The organism is Phenylobacterium sp. (genome assembly GCF_030681155.1).
Classification (GTDB): domain Bacteria; phylum Pseudomonadota; class Alphaproteobacteria; order Caulobacterales; family Caulobacteraceae; genus Phenylobacterium.
The window spans coordinates 45,309-65,717 of sequence record NZ_JAUXXE010000078.1; the positions used below are offsets into that span (position 1 = coordinate 45,309).

At 65.9% G+C, this 20,409-nt stretch carries 16 protein-coding genes; 10 read left to right on the top strand and 6 right to left on the bottom strand.

Features of this window, described 5'->3' with window-relative positions; genetic code table 11:
- Window positions 1-9: 9 nt before the first annotated feature.
- A complete protein-coding gene (locus Q8M13_RS20190; protein ID WP_305302046.1) occupies window positions 10-963 on the bottom strand; it encodes a cell wall hydrolase in 954 nt (317 codons plus the stop codon).
- A 409-nt stretch (window positions 964-1,372) separates the two neighbouring features.
- On the opposite strand from Q8M13_RS20190, the gene Q8M13_RS20195 reads away from it, so the two are divergent.
- Together Q8M13_RS20195 and galE are read left to right on the top strand one after the other, a co-directional pair.
- The gene (locus Q8M13_RS20195; RefSeq protein WP_305302203.1) at window positions 1,373-3,667 is read left to right on the top strand and encodes an AGE family epimerase/isomerase; all 2,295 of its coding nucleotides are present in this window, start codon (window positions 1,373-1,375) and stop codon (window positions 3,665-3,667) included.
- Window positions 3,667-4,731 carry a UDP-glucose 4-epimerase GalE gene (gene galE / locus Q8M13_RS20200; protein WP_305302047.1) on the top strand — a complete coding sequence of 355 codons (1,065 nt, stop codon included), beginning with the start codon at window positions 3,667-3,669 and terminating at the stop codon, window positions 4,729-4,731. The genes Q8M13_RS20195 and galE overlap by 1 nt, the downstream gene beginning before the upstream one ends.
- A gap of 13 nt (window positions 4,732-4,744) precedes the next feature.
- Here the strand turns inward: galE and Q8M13_RS20205 are convergent, their stop codons facing one another.
- Entirely contained in the window at window positions 4,745-5,320 is a 576-nt protein-coding gene (locus tag Q8M13_RS20205; RefSeq protein WP_305302048.1) for a polysaccharide biosynthesis/export family protein, read from the bottom strand.
- 304 nt (window positions 5,321-5,624) lie between these two features.
- On the opposite strand from Q8M13_RS20205, the gene Q8M13_RS20210 reads away from it, so the two are divergent.
- Both Q8M13_RS20210 and Q8M13_RS20215 read left to right on the top strand, forming a co-directional pair.
- Window positions 5,625-6,884, top strand: a complete 1,260-nt coding sequence (locus Q8M13_RS20210) for an outer membrane beta-barrel protein (protein WP_305302049.1) — start codon at window positions 5,625-5,627, stop codon at window positions 6,882-6,884.
- Window positions 6,885-6,944: 60 nt separating this feature from the next.
- Window positions 6,945-9,182, top strand: a complete 2,238-nt coding sequence (locus Q8M13_RS20215; protein WP_305302050.1) for a polysaccharide biosynthesis tyrosine autokinase — start codon at window positions 6,945-6,947, stop codon at window positions 9,180-9,182.
- A gap of 15 nt (window positions 9,183-9,197) precedes the next feature.
- Here the strand turns inward: Q8M13_RS20215 and Q8M13_RS20220 are convergent, their stop codons facing one another.
- Window positions 9,198-9,401 carry a hypothetical protein gene (locus tag Q8M13_RS20220; RefSeq protein ID WP_305302052.1) on the bottom strand — a complete coding sequence of 68 codons (204 nt, stop codon included), beginning with the start codon at window positions 9,399-9,401 and terminating at the stop codon, window positions 9,198-9,200.
- A gap of 103 nt (window positions 9,402-9,504) precedes the next feature.
- Between Q8M13_RS20220 and Q8M13_RS20225 the strand changes: the two genes are divergently transcribed.
- The 5 genes from Q8M13_RS20225 (at window position 9,505) to Q8M13_RS20245 (ending at window position 15,539) form a co-directional block, all read left to right on the top strand.
- Window positions 9,505-10,593, top strand: coding sequence for a glycosyltransferase (locus Q8M13_RS20225; RefSeq protein ID WP_305302053.1), 1,089 nt, complete (start codon window positions 9,505-9,507; stop codon window positions 10,591-10,593).
- Between the two features lie 38 nt (window positions 10,594-10,631).
- Entirely contained in the window at window positions 10,632-11,978 is a 1,347-nt protein-coding gene (locus tag Q8M13_RS20230) for an FAD-dependent oxidoreductase (protein ID WP_305302055.1), read from the top strand.
- A 149-nt stretch (window positions 11,979-12,127) separates the two neighbouring features.
- Window positions 12,128-13,582: a hypothetical protein gene (locus Q8M13_RS20235; protein WP_305302057.1), complete on the top strand. Its 1,455-nt coding sequence runs from the start codon at window positions 12,128-12,130 to the stop codon at window positions 13,580-13,582.
- Window positions 13,579-14,445 (top strand): glycosyltransferase family 2 protein, encoded by an 867-nt coding sequence (locus Q8M13_RS20240; RefSeq protein WP_305302059.1) that lies wholly within the window; start codon window positions 13,579-13,581, stop codon window positions 14,443-14,445. Before Q8M13_RS20235 ends, Q8M13_RS20240 begins: the two co-directional genes overlap by 4 nt.
- Window positions 14,442-15,539, top strand: a complete 1,098-nt coding sequence (locus Q8M13_RS20245) for a glycosyltransferase family 1 protein (RefSeq protein WP_305302061.1) — start codon at window positions 14,442-14,444, stop codon at window positions 15,537-15,539. The genes Q8M13_RS20240 and Q8M13_RS20245 overlap by 4 nt, the downstream gene beginning before the upstream one ends.
- On the opposite strand, the gene Q8M13_RS20250 is transcribed toward Q8M13_RS20245, so the two are convergent.
- Together Q8M13_RS20250 and Q8M13_RS20255 are read right to left on the bottom strand one after the other, a co-directional pair.
- Window positions 15,529-16,524: a glycosyltransferase gene (locus Q8M13_RS20250; protein WP_305302063.1), complete on the bottom strand. Its 996-nt coding sequence runs from the start codon at window positions 16,522-16,524 to the stop codon at window positions 15,529-15,531. The genes Q8M13_RS20245 and Q8M13_RS20250 overlap by 11 nt on opposite strands.
- 1 nt (window position 16,525) lies before the next feature.
- The gene (locus Q8M13_RS20255) at window positions 16,526-17,563 is read right to left on the bottom strand and encodes a polysaccharide pyruvyl transferase family protein (RefSeq protein ID WP_305302065.1); all 1,038 of its coding nucleotides are present in this window, start codon (window positions 17,561-17,563) and stop codon (window positions 16,526-16,528) included.
- 294 nt (window positions 17,564-17,857) lie between these two features.
- Here Q8M13_RS20255 and Q8M13_RS20260 point away from each other — a divergent pair, with 294 nt between their 5' ends.
- A complete protein-coding gene (locus Q8M13_RS20260) occupies window positions 17,858-19,309 on the top strand; it encodes a lipopolysaccharide biosynthesis protein (protein ID WP_305302066.1) in 1,452 nt (483 codons plus the stop codon).
- Here the strand turns inward: Q8M13_RS20260 and Q8M13_RS20265 are convergent.
- Window positions 19,287-20,393 carry a polysaccharide pyruvyl transferase family protein gene (locus Q8M13_RS20265; protein WP_305302067.1) on the bottom strand — a complete coding sequence of 369 codons (1,107 nt, stop codon included), beginning with the start codon at window positions 20,391-20,393 and terminating at the stop codon, window positions 19,287-19,289. The two genes, Q8M13_RS20260 and Q8M13_RS20265, sit on opposite strands and share 23 nt — an antisense overlap.
- Between the last annotated feature and the right edge of the window lie 16 nt (window positions 20,394-20,409).

Below are 20,409 nucleotides of genomic sequence, written 5' to 3' on the forward strand. Positions count from 1 at the left end.
GGAGCAGTTTCAGAAGCTGTCGCGTGGCATGGCCAGTCGCGCGCGCCCTTCATCCTGGACGGGGGGTTGCTTCAAGGCCTTGGCGGGCAAGCTGTTCGGGGCCGCCTTGAGCGTTTCGTCGAGCTTGGCGACGGTGATCTCGGCCACCTCCGACACGATCTGGCGCGGCTCGGGCGCTGGCGTGGCTGGTTCCACCGCGACGGCCTCCAATGCAAAGGCGGCCGTGTCTAGCGCGGCGGGCCGCAAACCTTCGTCGCTTTCACCCCCGAGGTAGCGGCCTGCAAAGGCGCCGGCTTGGCCATCGCCGCCGGGCCGTCGGTAAAAGATGTGCGCGCCGATTGTCGCGACCTTCTGCAGGCTGGGGCTCCAATAGGGGGCCACATAGTCCGCATGATAGTGGGTAGCGTAGCCGACCTCGGGATCGACTTGCCCTTCCAAAGCCGCCAGGGCGACGCTTTGAGCGCGGCGCCAGCCGGCCGCTGTTGGCGCGCGCGCCAGCGAACCGTCGCAGGTGAAGGTGAACTGGCAACCTGTTGAGCGGGTCGATCCCTCGAACACCACCCCGCAGACGGTCTTTGGATAGGCCGGGTGGCGGAGCCGGTTGAGCACGACCTGAGCCACCGCGCGCTGACCGCCGGCGCTTTCATGCCCAGCCTCATAATAGATCGCCGCCGTCAGGCAGTTCACGGCCCGGACACGATCGGCGACGCGGTCGCTCGCCAGGACGAAAGGCGTGGCCGCGGCGCCCACGGCCAATTCAGGATTGGCGGCGTTCCAAAGTCGGGCCGAGGCCGCCGTCGTCTGGGGCTGCAATGAAAGGAGTGTCAGCGGCTGGGGCGCTGCGGGCGCCGCTTGGCGAGTTGCCGGCGCGGTGTCGTTGAGCCACCAGGGCGTGGAGGCTGCGAGCGCTACGCTGAAAACGCCCGCCGAAAGCGCGGCTAGGCCAAGCTCGGCGCCGGCCATGCTCCATGATCGTATCGCGGTGAACGTCAATTCGCATTCCCTTTGTCGGGCGCTGACGTTCTAGCCTTCATGGGGCGTGACGCTGTCGAGGGGCGACTTGGGGGCGGTTGTTTGGCCCAAAAGCTCAGAAAGCGCGCATGACGCGACGGGTGTTTGCTTAAATTATCGCCACAAAATCTGTGTGGATCGCTGCGAAAGCGTCACTGTTTGGAAAGCGTAAGTATTAGATTCTGTAGTGAAGCTTGATGGGGCGAAATTTGCTCAAGCAATATAGTTGCGGCGCCCGATTTTCGGCTTTCCTGCACAGAATTTGATCGAGTTTGCAGATGTCCGGTGCGCCAGGGCGCCGGAGTGATCGAGCGCCATGTGATGAGCCTAGCCTCGAGTCATGGCGATTGTTCCTGTCATCATGTGTGGTGGAGGAGGATCTCGGCTCTGGCCGACCTCCCGGCCAAGCCGACCCAAGCAATTCCTGCGTTTGCTTGGCGATCGATCACTATTCCAAGAGACGATCAGGCGTCTGTCTGGCCTGCCCGGCCTCTTGGACCCGGTCATCGTCGCCGGGGTGGCGCACGAGGTCTTGATCGCTGAGCAGCTAGAGGAGATCGGGCAGGCGGCGACCGTCCTGCTGGAGCCTGAGCCGAGAGACTCAGGTCCGGCCATCACTGCGGCCATGCTGCACATCGCCGAACGGGATCCCCACGCGATCGCGGTCGTACTGGCCTCCGATCACCACATCCCGGCGGTTGGGGCCTTCCAGGATGCGATCCTGCGGGCCGTCGATGTCGCAGGCCAGGGCCGCCTGGTGGTCTTGGGGGTCAAGCCGGACGCGCCGTCCAGCGCCTATGGCTACATCCGGCCGGGCAAATTGATCGACGCGCAAACCGGAGGCCGAGAAGTCGATCGCTTCGTCGAGAAGCCAGATCGCGCCACCGCTGAACGCTATCTCGAGGAAGGCTGTCTCTGGAACAGCGGCAACTTCGTTGCTCCGGTCAGCCTGTTGATCGACGAGCTCAAGTTGCATGCGCCTGAGCTGATCTCTCCCGTCTCCCTGGCCTTGGCTGAGGGCGTGCGGATGGGCGCGGCGCGCCGCTTGGCCGCCCGGTTCAGCGAAACGCCGAAGATTTCCTTCGACTACGCGGTGATGGAGAAGACATCTCGCGCGGCCGTCCTGCCCGTCGACTTCACCTGGTCGGACCTGGGCGCCTGGGATGCGGTCTGGGCCGCCGGCGACCGCAATCTCGAAGCTAACAGTGTCAAGGGTTCGGCCCTCCTCATCGACACCGCCGGTGCGGTGGTTCGCGCCGCGGACGGCATGATGGTCTCGACGGTCGGGATCAAGAACCTGGCGGTCATCGTCGAGCGCGACGCGGTGTTGGTCTGTGCGCTCGACAGCGCCCAGAGCGTTAAGACCGTCGTCGAGCGTATCAACGAAAGAAGCTGGGCTCCGGCGGGCGAAACCTCGAGCCTGACCAGGGACCTGCAGGAGCTTTCCCACCGACTGGACGACTGGCTGGACGTCTCGGCCTTGCCGCTCTGGTGGAGTCTGGGCGCCGACCATTCCCGTGGCGGGTTCCACGAGCATCTTTCCCTGGCCGGGCGCCCCGTTGACGGCGTGCGGCGCGCTCGTGTGCAGATGCGCCAGGTCTACGTCTATGCGGCGGCGGGCGCTGCGGGCTGGGGCGGGCCGTGGCGCCAAGCCGTGGATCACGGCTTGGATTATTTCGAGCGCTGCTATCGCCGCAGCGATGGCCTGTTCCGCACGGTCGTCGACGCCTCCGGCGCGCCGGTCGACGAGACGGCGATGCTGTACGATCAGGCCTTCGCCCTGTTGGCATGGGCCACGGCGGCGCAGGTCACACGCAGCCCGGCCTTCGAGAACAAGGCCTGCGAGTTGCTGGAGCGGATCAAGGATCAGCGCCGGTGCTCCCTGGGCGGCTTTGCAGAGGCTGGGGAGAGCTCCCATCAGTCCAACCCGCACATGCACTTGCTGGAGGCGGCGCTGGCCTGGATGGCGGTCGGCCGCTCGCCGTGCTGGGAGGCCCTGGCGCAGGAGATCGTCAACCTGGCGCTCAGCCGTTTCATCGACGCCGACCGGGGCTATCTGCGGGAACATTTCGACGCTGCATGGCGTCCAGCCGCCGGGGACTTCGGAAGGATCGTCGAGCCGGGGCATCAGTTCGAATGGTCGTGGTTGCTGGGCCGCTGGTTCAAACTGACCAGCGACCGGGCGGCGCTGGAAGCGGCCCGAGTGCTCTTCAAGCATGGCGTGGCGGGCGTGGATCCGCGTCGCGGCGTCGCCGTGGACTCGCTGAATGACGACCTGGAAATTCGCAACCCGCAGGCGCGGTTGTGGCCGCAGACCGAGCGCCTGAAGGCGGCGCTGTTGCTCGCCGAACTCGATCCTCTTCAGCGGCGGTTCTATGAGGCGGAGGCGGCCGCGGCGGCCCGCAGCCTGCTCAACTATCTGCAAGCCCCTGTACTCGGCGTCTGGCGCGACAAGCTCTCGGCGGATGGATCGTGGAAGGACGAGCCGGCTCCGGCCAGTTCGCTCTACCACATCGCCTGCGCCATCTGGGAGTTCCGGCGCCGGCAGGAGGTCGGCCGAAGCGACCTCGCCGCCGACGTCGCGGTCATGGCCGCGGCGCGGGGCTTCATCGGCGCCGGCCAGCCGGCGGGTTCCTTCCTTGAAGGCGGTGTCTGATGGACGTGACAAGAGCGACCCCGGTTCTGGTGGTTGGCGGCGCGGGCTATATCGGCGCCCACACGGTCAAGGCGCTGAGCGACCTCGGCTATCGTCCAGTGGTCTACGACAATCTGAGTTCGGGTTTCCGGGAGGCGTGCCTCTGGGGTGACTTCGTGCACGGCGACGTGCGCGACGGCCGGGCGCTTCGCGAGGTGATGACCACCCACCAGATCGGCGCGGTCATTCACTTTGCGAGCCTCATCGAGGTGGGACGCTCGGTGGCCCGGCCGGACCTCTTCTGGGAGGTCAATGTGGGCGGCACCACCAGCCTGCTCTGCGCCATGCGCGAGTGCGGGGTTTCCCGGCTGGTGTTTTCCTCGACGGCGGCGGTCTACGGCGCGGGGGCTGGCGAAGGGAACGCGGCCCTTAACGAGGAACTGCCCAAGGACCCCACCAGTCCCTATGGCGACACCAAACTTGCCTGCGAGCGGATGATCGCCAACCAGGCGGCGGCGTTCGGCATCACCGCCGTCGCCCTGCGCTACTTCAACGCCGCTGGAGCCGACCCGTCGGGCCTGATCGGCGAGGCGCATGATCCGGAGACCCACCTCATTCCCTTGGCGATCGCCGCGGCGACTGGAGCCGGCAAGCCTCTGACCGTGTTCGGCGAAGATTTCGATACGCCCGATGGGACCTGCCTAAGAGACTATATCCACGTCAACGACCTGGCGGCGGCCCATGTCGCCGCCTTGCAGGCGCCGCTGCCCCACGGGGCGTTTGAGGCGGTCAATGTCGGGGCGGGGGAGGGCCGCTCCGTCCGGCAGGTGATCGAGGCGGTGACGCAGGCGACTGGCAGGCCGGTGCCCTACACGGTCGGCGGTCGGCGGGCTGGCGATCCGGCCAGCCTGGTAGCCGATCCGGCTCGGGCGGCGAGCTTGCTTGGGTGGAAAGCGCAAAGGTCGGGGCTGCTGCAAATCGTACAGGACGCCACGGCTTGGCATCGCGCGCAACGCTATGGACGGGTCGCTGCGGCGACGGGTCAGATCCTGGAACTTCACCGCCGGGCGGCGGCGGGCGGCTAGGGCCGCCCTTACGTCAGAAGTAGCGCTCGCCGATGCGGATCGTGTCGCCTGGCTGGACCTTCTCGGTCGCCGTCAGGGGCATGGCCTGCTCGGCGTCAGCCCCGGCGCGCTTGATGAAGACCTTCTTGGTGTTGGCCCGGTAGGTAAAGCCCGAGGCCGCCGCCACGGCGTTCAGCACGGTAAGCCCGTTGGCGTAGGGGTACTCGCCCGGCTTAGTCACCTCGCCCAGCACGTAATAGGGGCGATAGGAAATGACCTCCACGGTCATGCGTGGGTCCTGCAGGTAGCCGTCCTTCAGCGCGGCGACGAGGCTGGCCTTGAAGTCGGCGACGGAGCGCTTGGCCGCCGGGATTTCTCCAACCAGCGGGAATGAGACCGCGCCGCGATCGCCGACCACGAACTCTCCGGTCAGATCGGCTTCGCCATAGGTGGTGATGCGCAGCTTGTCGCCTGGGCCGAGCTGATAGCCCATGTCGGCGTCCGTCGTCGGCGCTACGGCGGTGAGGCTCGGCGAGGCGGCTGGCGCTGACCCGCAGGCGGTGCATACGAGAAGGAGCGCGAAGGAGAGAGATTTGAGGAATGCTTTCATTCGCCGAATCCAATCTGTCGAAGTTCGTCAACAACGGTCTTCAAGCTATGCGCCGAGCCGCCCGCCTTGGCAGTCCTCTGCAAACGAGTTCGGCGATCCGAAGTCACTCTGCCCAATTTTGCATCACCTTGCGCCTAGCGCCTGACATCCCGCCACATCGCCAAACTTTGTGGCGAAACTCTGGGGAAACTGGTCGACATCCACGCGGGGGCTGGGGCGAACTTGGAAGGATGCGACCGATCCCGACGCTGTCTCAGCAGGCCCGATGCCCAGGATAACCGTTTCCATCCTCGGTTCGCCATCCATGATCTCCCTTCGCGTGGCGGGGGCGGGTCTGGTCGTGGGGCTTCTCGCTCTCTGTCCTCATCCTGCGGCGGCGCAGGACGCGATGTTCAAGCGCGGTGAAAATGTCGGCGTGCTTGAGCGGCCCCGGCCCGGCTATGAGGCCCTGGGCATCCGAGCCGGCGGGTTCATTGTCTATCCAAGCCTGACCTTGCGCGCCGAGTACGACGACAACCTGTTCGCGCGCCCGCAGGCCGAGAGCGACACGATCATCACCACAACGCCCAGCCTGGAGGTTCGCTCTGACTGGGGCCGCCACGCGGTGACGTTGTCGGCCGACGCCAACCTCAAGCGGCACGACCGCTTCAAGTCGGAAGACACCGACACCTGGAGCAGCGTGGGGCAGGGGCGCCTGGATGTGTCGCGCGATACGACCTTGGGCGCTCGGGCCTCGTTCGCCGATCGGGTCGAGCCGCGAACCGTCGCGAACTCGGCGGTCGAGTCGGCCGAACCGATCCAGTATCAGGTCCAGTCGGCCAATCTCATAGCCACCCACCAGTTGAGCCGCGTGAAGCTGGTCGGGCGCGCCGAACTGGCCCGCTACGACTATCAGGACGGGCGGGACCTGGCCGGGGGCGTGATCGACGAGGACTATCGCGACCATACCGAGCTCGATGTGAGGGCCAAGGCCGCCTACGCCCACAGCCCCTCGACCGCCTTCTTCGCCGAGCTCGGGGCTCAGCAAATGAACTACGAGCGGTCGGCCGGGCCCAACCGGGACTCAGACGGGATCACGGCGCTGGCCGGTGTCGATCTGGAGATCACCCGCCTGATCACGGGCGAGTTCAGCGTCGGCTACCTTCATCAGAGCTTCAACGACCCGGCCTATGAGGACATCTCAAATCCGCACTATCGGATGCGGATCGACTGGTATCCCACGCCTCTGATCACGGTCGGTCTTACGGCGACGCAAAGGGTCAGCGACAGCTCGCTTGCTGAAGCTCCAGCATTCCTGGCCCGTACGGTAGAGGTCAAGGCCGATTATGAGCTTCTCCGTAACTTGATCATTTCTGGTCAAATACACGGCGCCGATGAGGACTATAGGGGCATCGACAGGCGGGATCGTCGCTACGGCGCGAGTCTGAGCGCGAATTACCTCGTGAACCGCACGGTGGGTGTCAGCATGCGCTACAAATTCGAGACGTTGAACTCGTCCGGCGCGAGCCAGGGACGTGACTTCGACGACCAGAGCATCAGCCTGGCCCTGGTTTTCCAGCGCTAGGGCAGGTGCTTCCCAGGCGGCTCCGGCTCGGGGCCGCCACATCGGGCGAGGCGATTGTTGATGAAGGCGCTGCAACGGTACCGTGGACCCGTCGAAGCCGAACAAGCGATTATCCACGTCGACTCAGATCCACATGACGAGGCTGCAGATCGGCTCGATCTACAGAAGCTGATCTCGGCCTTCCGGCGGAGACGGGGCGTGTTCTTCCTCGCCCTGGTGAACTGCATCGCCATCGCGCTGCTGATTACGGCCCACCAGCAGGCGACCTACACCTCCACCGCGCGCCTGATGATCAACAGCCGCGAACAGCAGGTGACGCCGCGGGATGACCAGAGCGCCCTCTCGGCCCTGCCCAGCACGTCCCCGGCGGTCGACAGCGAGGTCGAGGTCATCGGTTCTCGCGAGCTCGCGCGGCGGGTGGTCGCGACGTTGGGCCTGGATCGCGATCCGGCTTTCAATCCTGCATTACAGCCGAAAAAAGTGAGCTTCCTCGGTAGGTTATTCGGGAATTCTCAGGCCGATCCTTCGGCGCCAAAAGCCACGGGCGACGACCAGGTCATCATCGACAGGCTGCTCGCCGGCTTGTCGGCCCGGCGGGTCGGGGCGACCTATGCGATCGACGTTTCTTACACTTCAAGCGATCCTAGGAAGGCGGCGCTGATCGCCGACACCTTCGCCAAGACCTATGTGAGTGAGCAACTCGCGGCCAAGGCTAGCGCCAATCGCCAGGCCAGCGGCCTGCTCGGGGAGCGTCTGCAGGAATTGCAGCGCCAGGCCGTCGCGGACGCCGCCGCCGTTCAGCAGTACCGCATACAGAACGATCTGCTCAGCACCTCTGGGGCCACCCTCACCGAGCAGGAGATTTCCACCTACAACCAGCGGGTCGCCGAGGCGCGGGTCGAGGCGGCCGCCGACCAGGCGCGGTTGAACACGGCGCGCCAGCAACTCGCCACAGGTTCGACCGGCGAGGATGTCGGCGAGGCGCTCGACTCCGGGGTCATCCAGTCCCTGCGCGGCCAACGGGTCGCCGTCAGCGCCAAGGTGGCCGACATGCAGGGGCGCTACGGCGCCCGGCATCCGGAAATCCTGAAGGCCCAGCGCGAGCTCGCCGACATCGACGCCCAGATTCAAGGCGAGGTGACGCGGGTCATCTCGAACCTTGAGGCCAAGGCCGAGGTGTCGCGCCAGCGCTTGGCCTCGATCAGCGGCAGCCTGTCGACGGCGCGCGGAACCCTGACTGACAACAACCGCGCCATGGTGGGCCTGAGCGAGCTTGAACAGAAAGCTGCGGCCTCGCAGGCGCTCTATGAGAGCTACCTCAACCAGTACAAGCAAACCAACGCCCAGGAGGGCACCGAGCAGGCCGACAGCCGGTTGATTTCGGAGGCCCGCGTGCCGTCCAAGCCGAGCAGCCCGAACCTGCTGCTGAACTTGGCGTTCGGAACCTTGCTGGGCGTCGGGGCGGGGTTGCTGGCGGTGATCGGCGCTGAGATGCTGGACTCATCCCTGACCACCGCCGAGGACGTCGAACGCCGGCTTGGCCTGCGCTATCTCGCGGGCATCCCGCTGCTGTCGTCGCTGAAGGGAGGGCGAGGGCTGTCGCCGACCAGCGCCATCATCCAGCAGCCGAACTCGGCGTTCTCCGAGGCCTATCGAAATCTGCGCGCCTCGCTGAAGTACGCCACCTTGAGCGGACCGGTGACCGTCATCGCCATCACCGCGGCCCTGCCGCAGGAGGGCAAGACGACCACCTCGATCTGCCTGGCGAGATCGGCCGCCTTGCAAGGACAGAAGGTGGTGCTGATCGACTGCGATGTGCGCCGTCGCGAACTGAACAAGCTGGTGAAGGGCAGGGCGCACCAAGCTGGCCTGCTGGAGGTGCTGGCCGGGCTCGCGCCGCTGGAGGCCGCGCTGGTGAAGGATGAGGCGACGGGGGCGATGATCCTGCCGCTGAACGCGTCCGACGCCGGTGGGCAGGACCTGATGGGCGGCGATGCGATGGACTTGCTGCTCGCCAAGCTGCGGGAGCGGTTCGATCTGGTGATCCTCGACACAACCCCTGTGCTGCCGTTGGCTGACACGCGGATCCTGGCGGCGAAAGTCGATGTGGTGGTGTTCGTCGCGCGTTGGAGAAAGACCTCGGAGCACGCGGTCCGTGCGGCGCTTCGCCTGCTGCCGGTCGAAGGCGTGGCGGTGGCCGGGGTCGTGCTCAACCGCATTCATGTGGGCCAGCAGGCGCGCTTCGGCCACGGCGACGCCGCCTACTATTACCGTCAGTACGCCCAATACTACGCGTGAAGCGCAGCCTGGGGCCTATCGCAGCAGCAGGACCAGCGCGGTCGCCCAGAAGCCGCCGCAGGTCAGCATGATGAAGCACAGCGTGCGACGCGCCGACCAGGCACCGGCGACAACCGGGTCACGCGAGGCCTGCGCCACGGCGCCGCGTTTCCGGGCGCCGTCCTTCAATTGGAAAAGAAGCCGCGAGCCTTGCTCTGCTTCCGAACTCGCCGCCGACATTCTCGTCCCTCGCTTCTGCTGTGGCGACAATAACGTGGCTTACTTAATGGAACACTCGCGCGCGATGTATTCGTTGGTCCGATCTATGGTTGAGAAGGTCTGAATGCCCGCAAAGCCACGCGTCGCCATCATTCACTACTGGCTTGTCGGGATGCGTGGCGGCGAGCGCGTGCTTGAACGCCTGATCCATCTGTTCCCGGACGCCGACATCTTCACCCATGTCTACGACCCGAAGGCGATGTCGGCGACGATCCGGGCGCGGCCGGTGCGGACGACCTTCATTCAGCGCCTGCCGGGGAGCCGCAAGCACTACCAAAAGTATCTGCCGCTGATGCCCATGGCGCTCGAGGAGCTGGATCTGCGGGGCTATGATCTGATCCTCAGCAGCGAGTCAGGGCCGGCCAAGGGGGTGATCACGCCACCAGACGCCCTGCACGTCTGCTACTGCCACTCGCCGATGCGCTACCTCTGGGATCACTACCAGGACTATCGCGCCTCAGCGGGCCGACTGACGCGGGCGGCCATGCCCTGGCTCTTCCACGGCTTGCGGCAGTGGGACTTCGCCTCGGCGGCGCGGGTAGATCGGTTCGTCGCCAATTCAAACTTCATCAAGAGCCGGATCGAGAAGGCCTATCGCCGTGACGCGGTGGTCGTGCATCCGCCGGTCGCGACGCATCTGTTCAAACCGACCAATGACCTTGAGGAGCGCTATCTCTGGGTCGGGCAAATGACCGCCTACAAACGGGCCGACCTGGCCATGGAGGCGTTCAACAAGCTTGGCCTGCCGTTGTTGATGGTCGGGGACGGAGAGATGGCGGCCGATATCCGCCGCCGCGCTGGGCCCAACATCACCATCGTGCCGCGCCTCAACTTCGACCAACTGCGGCAGGCCTATGCACGGTGCCGAGCGTTGATCTTTACCGCCGAGGAAGACTTCGGGATCGTACCGGTGGAGGCCATGGCCTCGGGGCGGCCGGTGCTGGCCTACGACGCCGGCGGCGTGCGCGACACGGTGACGGCGGAGGAAAGCGGAATGCTGTTTGAAGCCCAGTCCGCCGACTCGTTGATCGAAGGCGTGCGTCGCCTGGAAGCCTGGCTGCCGTTGTTCGATCCCGCCGCCGCCGTTCGCAACGCCTCGCGCTTCGCGCCCGAGCGGTTCGACGAAGGCCTGTTAAACGTCATCCGAGGCTGACGCGGATGCTTGAACTCGCACCCAACAGGCGCGCGGCGATGTCCTCGACAGGCGCCAATTCGGATGGAACGGCGGGCGGCGAGCCGCCGGTCGTGGTCCTGGGCGGCGGCGTCAGCGGCTTGGTGGCGGCGGATATCCTGGCGCAGGCCGGCCAACAGGTCGTCATTCTTGAGCCCTACGACCGACTCGGGGGCAATCAACGATCCCTGAACATCGGGCCCTACACCTTCGACATCGGCAGCTTCATTTTCTTCGCCGGGAGCCCGTTTTTCCGACGGTTTCCAGGGGCCGAGGCGGTTTGCCATCCTGCGCAGATCGCGGTCGATCGGGTGACGCCGCAAGGGCGGATCAGCCGCTACCCGTTTTCGATCGTGGACGATCTCGTCCGTCGGGGTCCGATCGAAATCGCGCTGACGTTTCTCTCCCTCGGCTACGGGCGCGTCAGGCATAGGCGGCCGGTGAGCGCTGGCTCCTTCGCCCGCTATCATCTGGGCGAACGGCTCTTCGCGCAGAGCGGCTTGCGGGCCTACATCCAGCGGCTTTGCGGCATCCCGGCTGACGAGGTCGACTATCGGTTCGCCGAGAAGCGGATGAACTGGATCGCGCAGGCTGTCAGCGTGGGGCCCCTCACCAACCGGCTGCGCAGGTTCGGCAAGGCTCCGGTGGCGGGGCCGGCGGTGCTCGTCCGACCACGTGACGGTTTCGAGCGGTTGTTCGATCAGGTCGGGGCTCAGCTTCGGGCCGGCGGCGTCCAGATCCATCTCGGTAGTACGCTGCAGAAGATCGAGGCGCAGGGCGGCGGCTTCGTGGTCACCACGTCGCGCGGCGTCTTCGCCGCATCTAGGATCATCTCCAGCTTGCCGCTGACCGTAACGGCTGACGCCTGCGGGATCGAAACCGGCGAACAGATCCGCTCTCTGCCGTTGCTCAGCCTGTTCGTAGCGTTCACCGGCGACCTCGGCTTCAAGTCGGAAGTTCTCTATAATTTCAGTGATATAGGATCTTGGAAGCGCCTGACCGTTCACTCGCGCATCTACGGCCGTGCCGATGATCGCGACTATCTGTCGGTCGAGGTGCCGCTCGCCCTTGGTCCCAGCGACGCCAACGCGGAGTTCACGGCGTTCCTGGCGTTCATGGAGGATCACGGCCTGATGACTGGCGAGGCCGAACTCGTCGGCCACGAACTGACCGATTTCGCCTATCCCACCTATGCCCACGGCTCCATCGACGCCTCTGAGGCGCTGATCGATCAGATCGAGCAGACCGGGGTGGAGATGCTGGGGCGGCAGGGGCGCTTCGACTACATCCCGACCGCGAGCAAGGCGACCCAACTGGTCGCTGAGCGTCTGGCGCAGGTTCCAATTGATCCGGTCCGGCGCCCATGACTGCGGCGCCCGGCGCCTAGGGATGCGGCGGATCACCATCCCTGGCGGATGGGTTGGTCTAGCGGTGGGATAGTTTTGGTTCGCCCGATGGGCGGCGCCTAGAATTTGGGCCAACCGCCGTCCGGTGGGCCGCACTGAAAGGATCCCTTGTGGTCCCTACACTGTTCGGGCTGATTTCGATCGTCATCGGGCTGGCGTTGCTGGTGCGCGGTACGTCGCTCGACCTGCTGCGGTTCATGATGTTCTCGACCCTGTTCAGCGGGTCCGCGGCGATCATCATGACGGCGCTTGGCGGCTCGTCGATCTCGCCGGCTCACCTGGCCATGGTGTTTCTGGTCGCCCGGATCCTGCTGCCCGGCTCGGGGGAATACGCCCGCATAGGTCCGGCCCTGAGCGCCAACGCCTTCCTGGCGGTCTACGCCGTCTATGGCGCGGCCTCAGCCTTCATCCTGCCGCGGATCTTCGAGGGGCAGATGTACGTCTCGCCGCTGCGGCCGATCACGGTGAAGAGCCTGTTCGACACCGTGCCGTTGGTCTTCACCAACCAGAACGTGACGACAGCCGTCTACATGCTGGGCACGTTGCTCAGCGGGATCTGCGCCACCATCGTCGCGCATCGGCCGGACTCCTCGCGCAAGATCGTGCGGGCGGCCTGCATCATCGCCTGGGCGCACGCCACGTTCGGCGTGCTGGGCGTCGTCCTGACCAATCTCGGCCATGGCGAACTGCTGAACCTCTTCCGCAACGGCAGCTATGGCCAGCTTGAGCAGAGCTACAACGGCATGGTTCGCATCTCGGGGATATTCCCCGAGGCCTCGTATTACGCGTCCTACGCCTTCATCTGGTTCGTCTTCGTGTTCGAGTGCTGGATGCGGGACGTTCAGCCCCGGCGGACCGGGCCAGCGGCGATAGCCCTGCTGCTCATCCTGATCTTCTCGACCTCGGGCTCCGCCTATCTGAGCCTTGGAGTCTACGGCGCGCTGTTGGTCCTGCGCCTGCTGGTGCTTCGCCAACAGCTCAGTCCGTTCAAGATGGTCGCGATCCTCGTCGGCCTTGTGGCGGCGCTGCTAGCGGCGATGGGGACGGTCCTGCTGGTTCCGCACCTCGCAGACCAGTTGGCCGACATGTTCCAGCATATGACGATGGACAAGGCCGACAGCGTCTCGGGACGGCAGCGGTCCTTCTGGGCGATGCAAGGGCTGGAGGCGTTCGTCGCCTCCTATGGCCTGGGGATCGGCGCCGGCAGCTTCCGGTCTTCGAGCCTGTTCACGGCGATGCTGGGATCGATGGGCGTGGTTGGCGTCGTCGCCTTCCTCGGCCATCTGGTGCGGGTTTTCAAACCCATGCGGGCCAGCACCTATGGTTCGCCGAAGGATGAGCGCATGGCGGCGGGCTCGGCGGCGAGCTGGACCGTGCTCTGCATGATGATCCCCGCAGCCATCGGCGCAGCCTCGCCCGATCCTGGGGTCAATTTTGCGATCATGGGCGGCTTGGCCCTCGAATGGCGCCGGCGGAGGAGCGAGGTCCCCGCGGCCCGCCAAGTCAGACCCGCGCCGTATCGTCCGCCAACCCGCCCGCAGGTTCGTAGTAGGAGTTTGTATTGAAGCTGTTTGTAGTCGTCGCCACGGTTGGGCGGGCCGAGCTCGCCGCGCGGACCATCGCCCGCCTCGCAGACCAGACCCGGCCCCCGGATGGCGTGATGGTGGTCGGCGCCTTGCCGCAGGATGTTGCGGGCATCGAGGCCGGGCCTCTGCCCCTGCGGGTGGAGCTCGCCAAGAAGGGCTCGTGCAGCCAGAGGAACCATGCGCTGAACGCGATCGAGGATGACTGCGACCTGATCGCCATCTTCGACGACGACTTTGTTCCGGCAGCGGACTTCCTGGAACAGGCGCAGGCCTTCTTCGCTGGTCGGCCAGACGTCGTCGGGGTGAACGGGCTGCTGTTGGCGGACGGCGCGCGCGGGCCCGGCATCTCCTTCGAGGAGGCCTGCCGCCTGGTGTCGGCCGAGCGCGGCGGCGACGAGAGCGAACAGCCGCTGGAAGCGCTGTACGGCTGCAACATGGTCCTGCGGAGCAGCGCGATCCGCGGCCTGCGGTTTGACGAGAACCTGCCGCTCTACGGATGGCAGGAGGATATCGATTTCACCTTCCAGCTAAAAGCCAAGGGCAAGCTGCTGCGGGTCGGCAGGCTGGCGGGGGTTCACATGGGCATCAAGTCCGGCAGGACGCCCGGCAAGAAGCTCGGCTACTCGCAGATCGCAAATCCCCTCTACCTGCTCAGGAAGCGGACCATCCCGCCGAAGCTCGCCATCAAGCTGCTGATCAAGGGGCCGCTCGCCAATCTGCTGCGGGTGTTCAAGCCAGAGCCCTATATCGATCGCCGTGGCCGGCTGCAGGGCAACCTGCTGGCGCTGGGCGACCTTGTCGCCGGCCGCATCGATCCGCGACGGATCGTGGATCTCACATGAGCGGCCAGATGAGGCCGATCTACTTCAACGGCAAGTTCTATGCGGGCGGCCTCAACGGGGTCCACCGGGTGGCGGACCGTCTGATACGCGAGCTCGACGAAATCCTGGGCGAGATGCCGTCGGCCGAACGGCCTGAAGTGACGCTCCTGGCTCCCCAGAACCGCAAGTGGGGGCCGGTTCTTCACAACATCAAGTTGGTTGAGGAGCCTCGGGGCCAGAGCCAGCTCTGGGAGCAGTTCGTGCTGCCGCGTCGCGCCCGCGGCGGCCTGCTCGTCAACCTCTGCAACCTCGCCCCGGTGCTGCATCCCAACAAGCTGCTGATGTTGCATGACGCCCAGTTTCTGTTCCCCGACAGTTCCTACCCGGCCCGGCTGAGATGGGGCTACCGGCTGCTGACGCCGCTGATGGCGCGGACGTCCAGGCAGGTGCTGACCGTCTCGTCCTATTCGCGACAGATGTTGGACCTGTGCGGCGTGTCGCCCCGGGCGCGAACTAGCGTCCTGCACAATGGGGCCGATCACATCCTCGATACGCTGGCCGACGCGGGTGTCGTCGAGCGGCTGGGCCTGCGGACGGGGCGGTTCGTCGTGCACATCGCCAGCCCCAAGGCCTACAAAAACAGCGCCGTGGTCTTCGAGGCTTTCGCGGGTGCGGAACTGCCGGACCTCGATCTGGTGCTGGTGGGACCGGGGCGGGAGGATCTGCGGCGACAGGGGTTGGAAGCGCCTTCGCGGGCGATCTTCGCTGGGCCGATCAACGACGCGGCTTTGCGGGGTCTCTATGAGGGCGCGCTATGCTTGGCCTTCCCCTCGCGGACCGAAGGCTTTGGCCTGCCGCCGATCGAGGCCATGGCGTGCGGGTGTCCAGCGGTGGTGTCGGCGGGCGGAGCTATTCCTGAGGTCTGCCGCGATGCGACCCTTTATGGCGACGTCGATGAGCCCGCCAGTTGGAGCGCAGCCTTCCAGCGACTGGCCGATGAGCCGGAGCTGCGCGCGGCCAAGATCGCCGAGGGCCTAAGCCGGGCCGGCGATTTCACCTGGAAGGCCAGCGGGCGACGGCTGGCTGATCTCCTGATGGCGGCGGCTAGGACCTAGCGGCGTCCGGCGTCGCCAGGACCGGGGAGTGGGACCTCCGCCGGCGTTTCGCATCGCGAACCACACTGGCCACCAGCGAGCCGGCGATCCGTGTCCGCAGGCCCCAATAGCGCGGGCAGACCAGGGTTTCTGGCCGCAGGGTTGTGGCGTCGCCCAACAATTGGGGCAGCAGTCTCGCGGCCTTGGTCCGGTCGACGCCGAGATAGCGCCGCCAGATACGCAGGCGGATGTAGGGCTCCAGCAGCCAGTTCGGGAACTCAGGAGCAGGGGCCTTGTCGGCGATGATCGCATCCACCTCGGCCAATGCGGCGCTGCGTTCTTGTGCTTCAAGGTGCTTCAGCGAGATCGCGCCCTCGTGCCGACGATAGATCAGCAGCTCCTTGTCCGGATTATCGATCCCGCCCAGCTTTGAGAGCCTGATGAACAGGTCGTAGTCCTCGGCGTGGGGGAAGGCCGCGCGATAGCCGCCGATGGCCTGCAAAGCCTCGCGCCGGACCGTGATCAGCGGATGCATGGAGACCGCGATCTTGGGCGGAAAGGCTGAGAGATCGGTCCGCAGATGACGGCCCCCGGTGGTGCGTCCGCCGATCGAACCGTCCGATTTCAGCGACCGCGCGACCCCCCCGACCAGCACGCAGCCAAGATGGGCGTCGAGATAGTCCAACTGGAACTGAAAGCGATCGGGCAGGGCGATGTCGTCGGCGTCCATGCGCGCCACGTACTCGCCCCGACACACCGCCAGGCCGGTGTTGAGCGCAGCGACGATGCCGCCGTTCTCGCGTCGCACAACTCGGATGCGGCCGTCTTCGGCGGCCAGGGCGGCCAGGATCTGGGGGGATGAATCGCTGCTGCCGTCGTCGACGATCACCAGTTCGAAATCGCGATAGGTCTGGGAGAGGATCGACCGAACCGCCTCGGCCAGGAACTCCTCGCCGTTGTAGACGGGCAGCAAGCAGGAAATCCGGGGGGCGGCGGGCGTCTGCATTCTAGAGGCTCGCCCTGCTGACGGAGGGGGCGAGTTCGTGGCCGCGCGAGGTTGTGGTGGCCTGGGAGGCGGCCCAGTTGATCGCCGAGCCGAGCGAGTTGGATCGGTGAGTGACGTTCGAGGCGCTGGTCCAGCATGAGATGAACCGACCCACCTTGCCGTAGCTGTTGTCCAGGACCGCATGAGGAATGCCCAGCAGCACGGACAGGATATGGGTGTGGAGCCGGTCGGTGACGACGGCGCGGCCCGAGGAGAGCAGCCGGGTCCCTCGCCGGACTCGCGCTTCGGCCGCGGCTCGGAACGCGCCGAACCGCGCGGCCTGCGGGCCGTGCGCGGCGATCGCGCCGGCGACGCCCCAAGCACGGGCCAGGTGAAGCTCCAGCTTAGGCTCCTCCAGCCAATCGGCGACTCTCACATTGGGGCCAACGTCGGCGGGGTTGGCCATTTCCACCCGTTCAATGTCGGTTCGCAGCAGGCAGAGCACATCGACCTCCGGTCGCTGCGGGCGAGCAATCGGCCCGATGAAGAACGCCATGTCGGGAGAGAGGATCGTCTCGCATTGGAAATGGCGCTGGGCGAGTTCGAACGACTCCTTGTCGCGAACCAGGAGCGTAAAGGCGCCATGCGCCTCAATAAGCCGTGCGGCTTCGTCCAGCTTTTCGGGCGATGAGAAGTGGATCGACTGCGGCAGCTGGATGAGCTGTCGGCCACGGGTCAATTCCAGCAGCCGGTTTCGGAAGGTCTGATGGTGGGGCCAGATGTCGCCGAAATTGCCGCCGCCATGGATGAAGATCGGTCCGCGGGGGCAGCGCTCCAGCAACTCGGTCATCGAGAAGTCGGCGATCGAGCAGACATATGAAGGCGGCCGCGGCGCGTGGCGGCGGAAATAGGCCATCTCGCCGGCCCATATCGCTGAGTCGCCGACGTTCGCATGGTTGGGGAAATCGACGAGCGCATAGGGCTCGTCCAGGGTGAACGGCTCCAGCGCCCGTCTCGCGATCCTGCAGAGATCATCGATCAGGCAAGCATCCGTCGCCATCAGGCAAACACCTCCAGAACTGGCCGCGCCGTCGAGAAAACGGCTGCGGCTGGAGCGGTACTGCCTCGGGCTTGGCGCCATCGGGCCGGTTCGGCAACCCTCGCCCTCTGGTGAAGCTTCCACTTTCACTCAACCGCCTCCAACCTGACACGAGGCGCCCCTATCGCGTCAGAAATGGACGGCAAGCTGGTCATTCGCTCCAGGCGCATGATTGTCTTTGCCTAGGCTCGCGCAGCCCTCGAATGTCGGGCGCTTCCAAGGAGACCTCGGACGCGAATGCAACGATCTCCGAGATTGTCGCGTCGGGCTTCGGCGTCGGTATTGTGGTCGTTCGTGCGCTTCGCCAGCGACCAGATGTTCAATTTCCTGGTCTTCGTGACCATGGCGCGGCTGTTGCCGACCGAGGACTTCGGCCTGTTCATCGTCGCCCTGGTTTATGCCGAGGTCGGCAAGATCATCGCCTCGGGCGGCTTGGTGAGCAGCCTCTATCGCGCACCGGAGATCACCCCGACGCTCGCCGATACGGTGTTCTGGAGCAATCTGCTGCTGGCGTTCATCGTCGCCGTCGCCGGGCTGGTCCTCCAAGGCCAGATCGCCTCGGCCCTCGGTCGGCCGGAAGGCGCAAGCGTCATCGCAGCCTTGGGCTTCGTGGTGCCGATCACCGCCCTGGGCGCCAGCCACATGTCGCGCAACCTCCGCGACTTCGGTCATAAGTCGCTGGCCCTGAGATCGTTGCTGAGCGGTGTCATCGGCGGCGGTCTGGCGATCCTGGCGGCGCTCAATGGGTTTGGCGTCTGGAGCCTGGTGGTTCAGCGCTATGTCACCGAGACGATCAGCACGATCGTCGCCTGGATGGCTTTCCGCTGGCGGCCCGGCTTCCAGTTCTCGCTGCAGACCCTGCGCCGGCAATTGCCGCTGGGCGGCAACGTGGCTGCCTCCCAATTAGTCATCCTGTTCATTTCACGCTCTCAGGACGTCATCGTTTCGCGGTCGCTGGGGGCGAGCGCGGTGGGGATCTATCGAACCGCCTGGAAGTCGGTCGAACTGATCGCCCAGGGCACGATCATGCCGTTTTCGACCGTTTCGCTGCCAACCCTGGCCAAGCTGCAGTCCGATCCTGCCGCCTTCCGGAACGCTTACCTCCGGATCGTGGCCGTCAGCGCGGCGATTTCCTTCCCCTGCATCGTCGGTTTCGGTCTGCTGGCCGATCAACTCATTCCGCTAATCTATGGCGCTCAGTGGGAGCCAAGCGTTCCAGTGGCCCAGGTGCTGACCTTCCTGGTGGTGCCATACGCGCTCAACTTCTTCGCTGATCCGGCGCTGACGGCGATTGGCCGCGCCGACGTGATCTTCCGGCTGGCCCTGGTCCAGTTGGCGGGGACGGTGGTGTTCTGCTCCCTGGCCGCGCCGTTCGGACTGACAGCCGTCGCCATGGCCTATGTGGTCAGGTCGTACCTGACGCTGGCCCTGCAACTTTGGCTGTTCAATCGCGCGACGAGCGTCAGGCCTCTGGTCGTGCTTCGAGCGATCGCGCCTCCCGTGGCGGCCGTCGCGACGATGGCCGTGGCCGTCCTGCTGCTTGGGCTGGCCAAGTCCCAATTCGCCAACGCCTGGGTGTTTGTGGTCTGCGCGGCTCTGTTAGGCGCGGCTGTCTATGGGCTGGCCTTGGGATTGATGGTCGGCGCCAAGGTTCGTGGCCAGGCCCTGGCTCACGTGCGCGGCTTCATCGCCGAACGACGAGGCTAGCGGCGAGCAGGTCGAAATTGTCCAGCGCCCGGCTTTTGGCTCGTTGCACGGCCAGCGCCTGGGCCGGCTGAGAGTCGGCCGCCACCCGCCAGAGGGCCGTGGGGTCAAGAGCGCAGGTTTCAACCGGCGTCAGCGGGATGGAGAAGGTCTCGGCCGCCGCGCGCAGCTTTGGAGTGCCATCGTCGAGGATGACGATCGGACGTCCTGCGATCAGCGAGAAGATCACCGCATGGAGGCGATTGGTCAGCACCAGGGCGGCCGAGGCGTAGAGGCGGGTATAGTCCGCCAGCGTGTGGCTGGCGGTGATCGTAATCCGCACGTCTGGGCGAGCGGCGGTCAGGGCCGCAGCGATCTGATCGCACACTTCAGCGTCCATGCCTGGCCGCGCGTCGTGGGCGAGCAGGGCGATGTGCTGGACGCCCAGGACGTCACAGGCCTGGATCGCCAGCCGGCAGAGCGGCTCAATCCCGACGCCGCGGCGTTCCGAAGCGTCGGCGCAGGGGGCGATGATGATGCTCGGCTCGCCGCCGACCCGGCGCAGGTCGTCGTGAAGCGGGGAGGGTGTGAATGCGAGGTCCGCGGTCAGCACCGGGGCGGCGCGTTTGCCGGCCAGAGCCTCCACGGCGGTCTTGGAACCCTCGTCGCGGACCGTCACTAGGCTGGCCCCTTGGAAGATGCGCCGCCAGACCTGCCTGCGGCTGGCGCTGCGAAGCTCGTCGACCCCGCAGCCCAGGATGGCTGAGCGCCCGCCAGTCAGTCGAGCCCACCCCATAAGGGCCGCCAAGCTGGCCAGACCGGGCAAGGAGGTGTTGTCGCGCACCATCTGGCCACCGCCGATCATCACCAGCGATCCTCGACCAGCCCTCGCCCAGTCCAACGGCGCCTTGCCGTCGAGCACCGAGATGGCGTGCAGGCCAAGCTGGGTCTGAACCTCCGCCGCTGGGGCCGCCCACTGCCGAACCTTCACGTCTTTGACGCCAAGGCTACGCCTGACGCCGTAGGCGCACTGGAGCAGCAGCGCCAGGTCTCCGACGTTGTGCAGATCGCCCGAGGAGATGATCACCGACTTTGGGGAGGCGCTCACGGGGCGCGATATCCGA

Coding starts and splice junctions, on each gene's coding strand:
- Q8M13_RS20195 (WP_305302203.1), top strand. CDS start 1,373: ATGTGTGGTGGAGGAGGATCTCGGCTCTGGCCGACCTCCCGGCCAAGC.
- Q8M13_RS20225 (WP_305302053.1), top strand. CDS start 9,505: ATGCCCGCAAAGCCACGCGTCGCCATCATTCACTACTGGCTTGTCGGG.
- Q8M13_RS20210 (WP_305302049.1), top strand. CDS start 5,625: ATGATCTCCCTTCGCGTGGCGGGGGCGGGTCTGGTCGTGGGGCTTCTC.
- Q8M13_RS20255 (WP_305302065.1), bottom strand. CDS start 17,563: ATGGCGACGGATGCTTGCCTGATCGATGATCTCTGCAGGATCGCGAGA.
- Q8M13_RS20245 (WP_305302061.1), top strand. CDS start 14,442: ATGAGCGGCCAGATGAGGCCGATCTACTTCAACGGCAAGTTCTATGCG.
- Q8M13_RS20190 (WP_305302046.1), bottom strand. CDS start 963: ATGGCCGGCGCCGAGCTTGGCCTAGCCGCGCTTTCGGCGGGCGTTTTC.
- Q8M13_RS20215 (WP_305302050.1), top strand. CDS start 6,945: ATGAAGGCGCTGCAACGGTACCGTGGACCCGTCGAAGCCGAACAAGCG.
- galE (WP_305302047.1), top strand. CDS start 3,667: ATGGACGTGACAAGAGCGACCCCGGTTCTGGTGGTTGGCGGCGCGGGC.
- Q8M13_RS20205 (WP_305302048.1), bottom strand. CDS start 5,320: ATGAAAGCATTCCTCAAATCTCTCTCCTTCGCGCTCCTTCTCGTATGC.
- Q8M13_RS20250 (WP_305302063.1), bottom strand. CDS start 16,524: ATGCAGACGCCCGCCGCCCCCCGGATTTCCTGCTTGCTGCCCGTCTAC.
- Q8M13_RS20220 (WP_305302052.1), bottom strand. CDS start 9,401: ATGTCGGCGGCGAGTTCGGAAGCAGAGCAAGGCTCGCGGCTTCTTTTC.
- Q8M13_RS20230 (WP_305302055.1), top strand. CDS start 10,632: ATGTCCTCGACAGGCGCCAATTCGGATGGAACGGCGGGCGGCGAGCCG.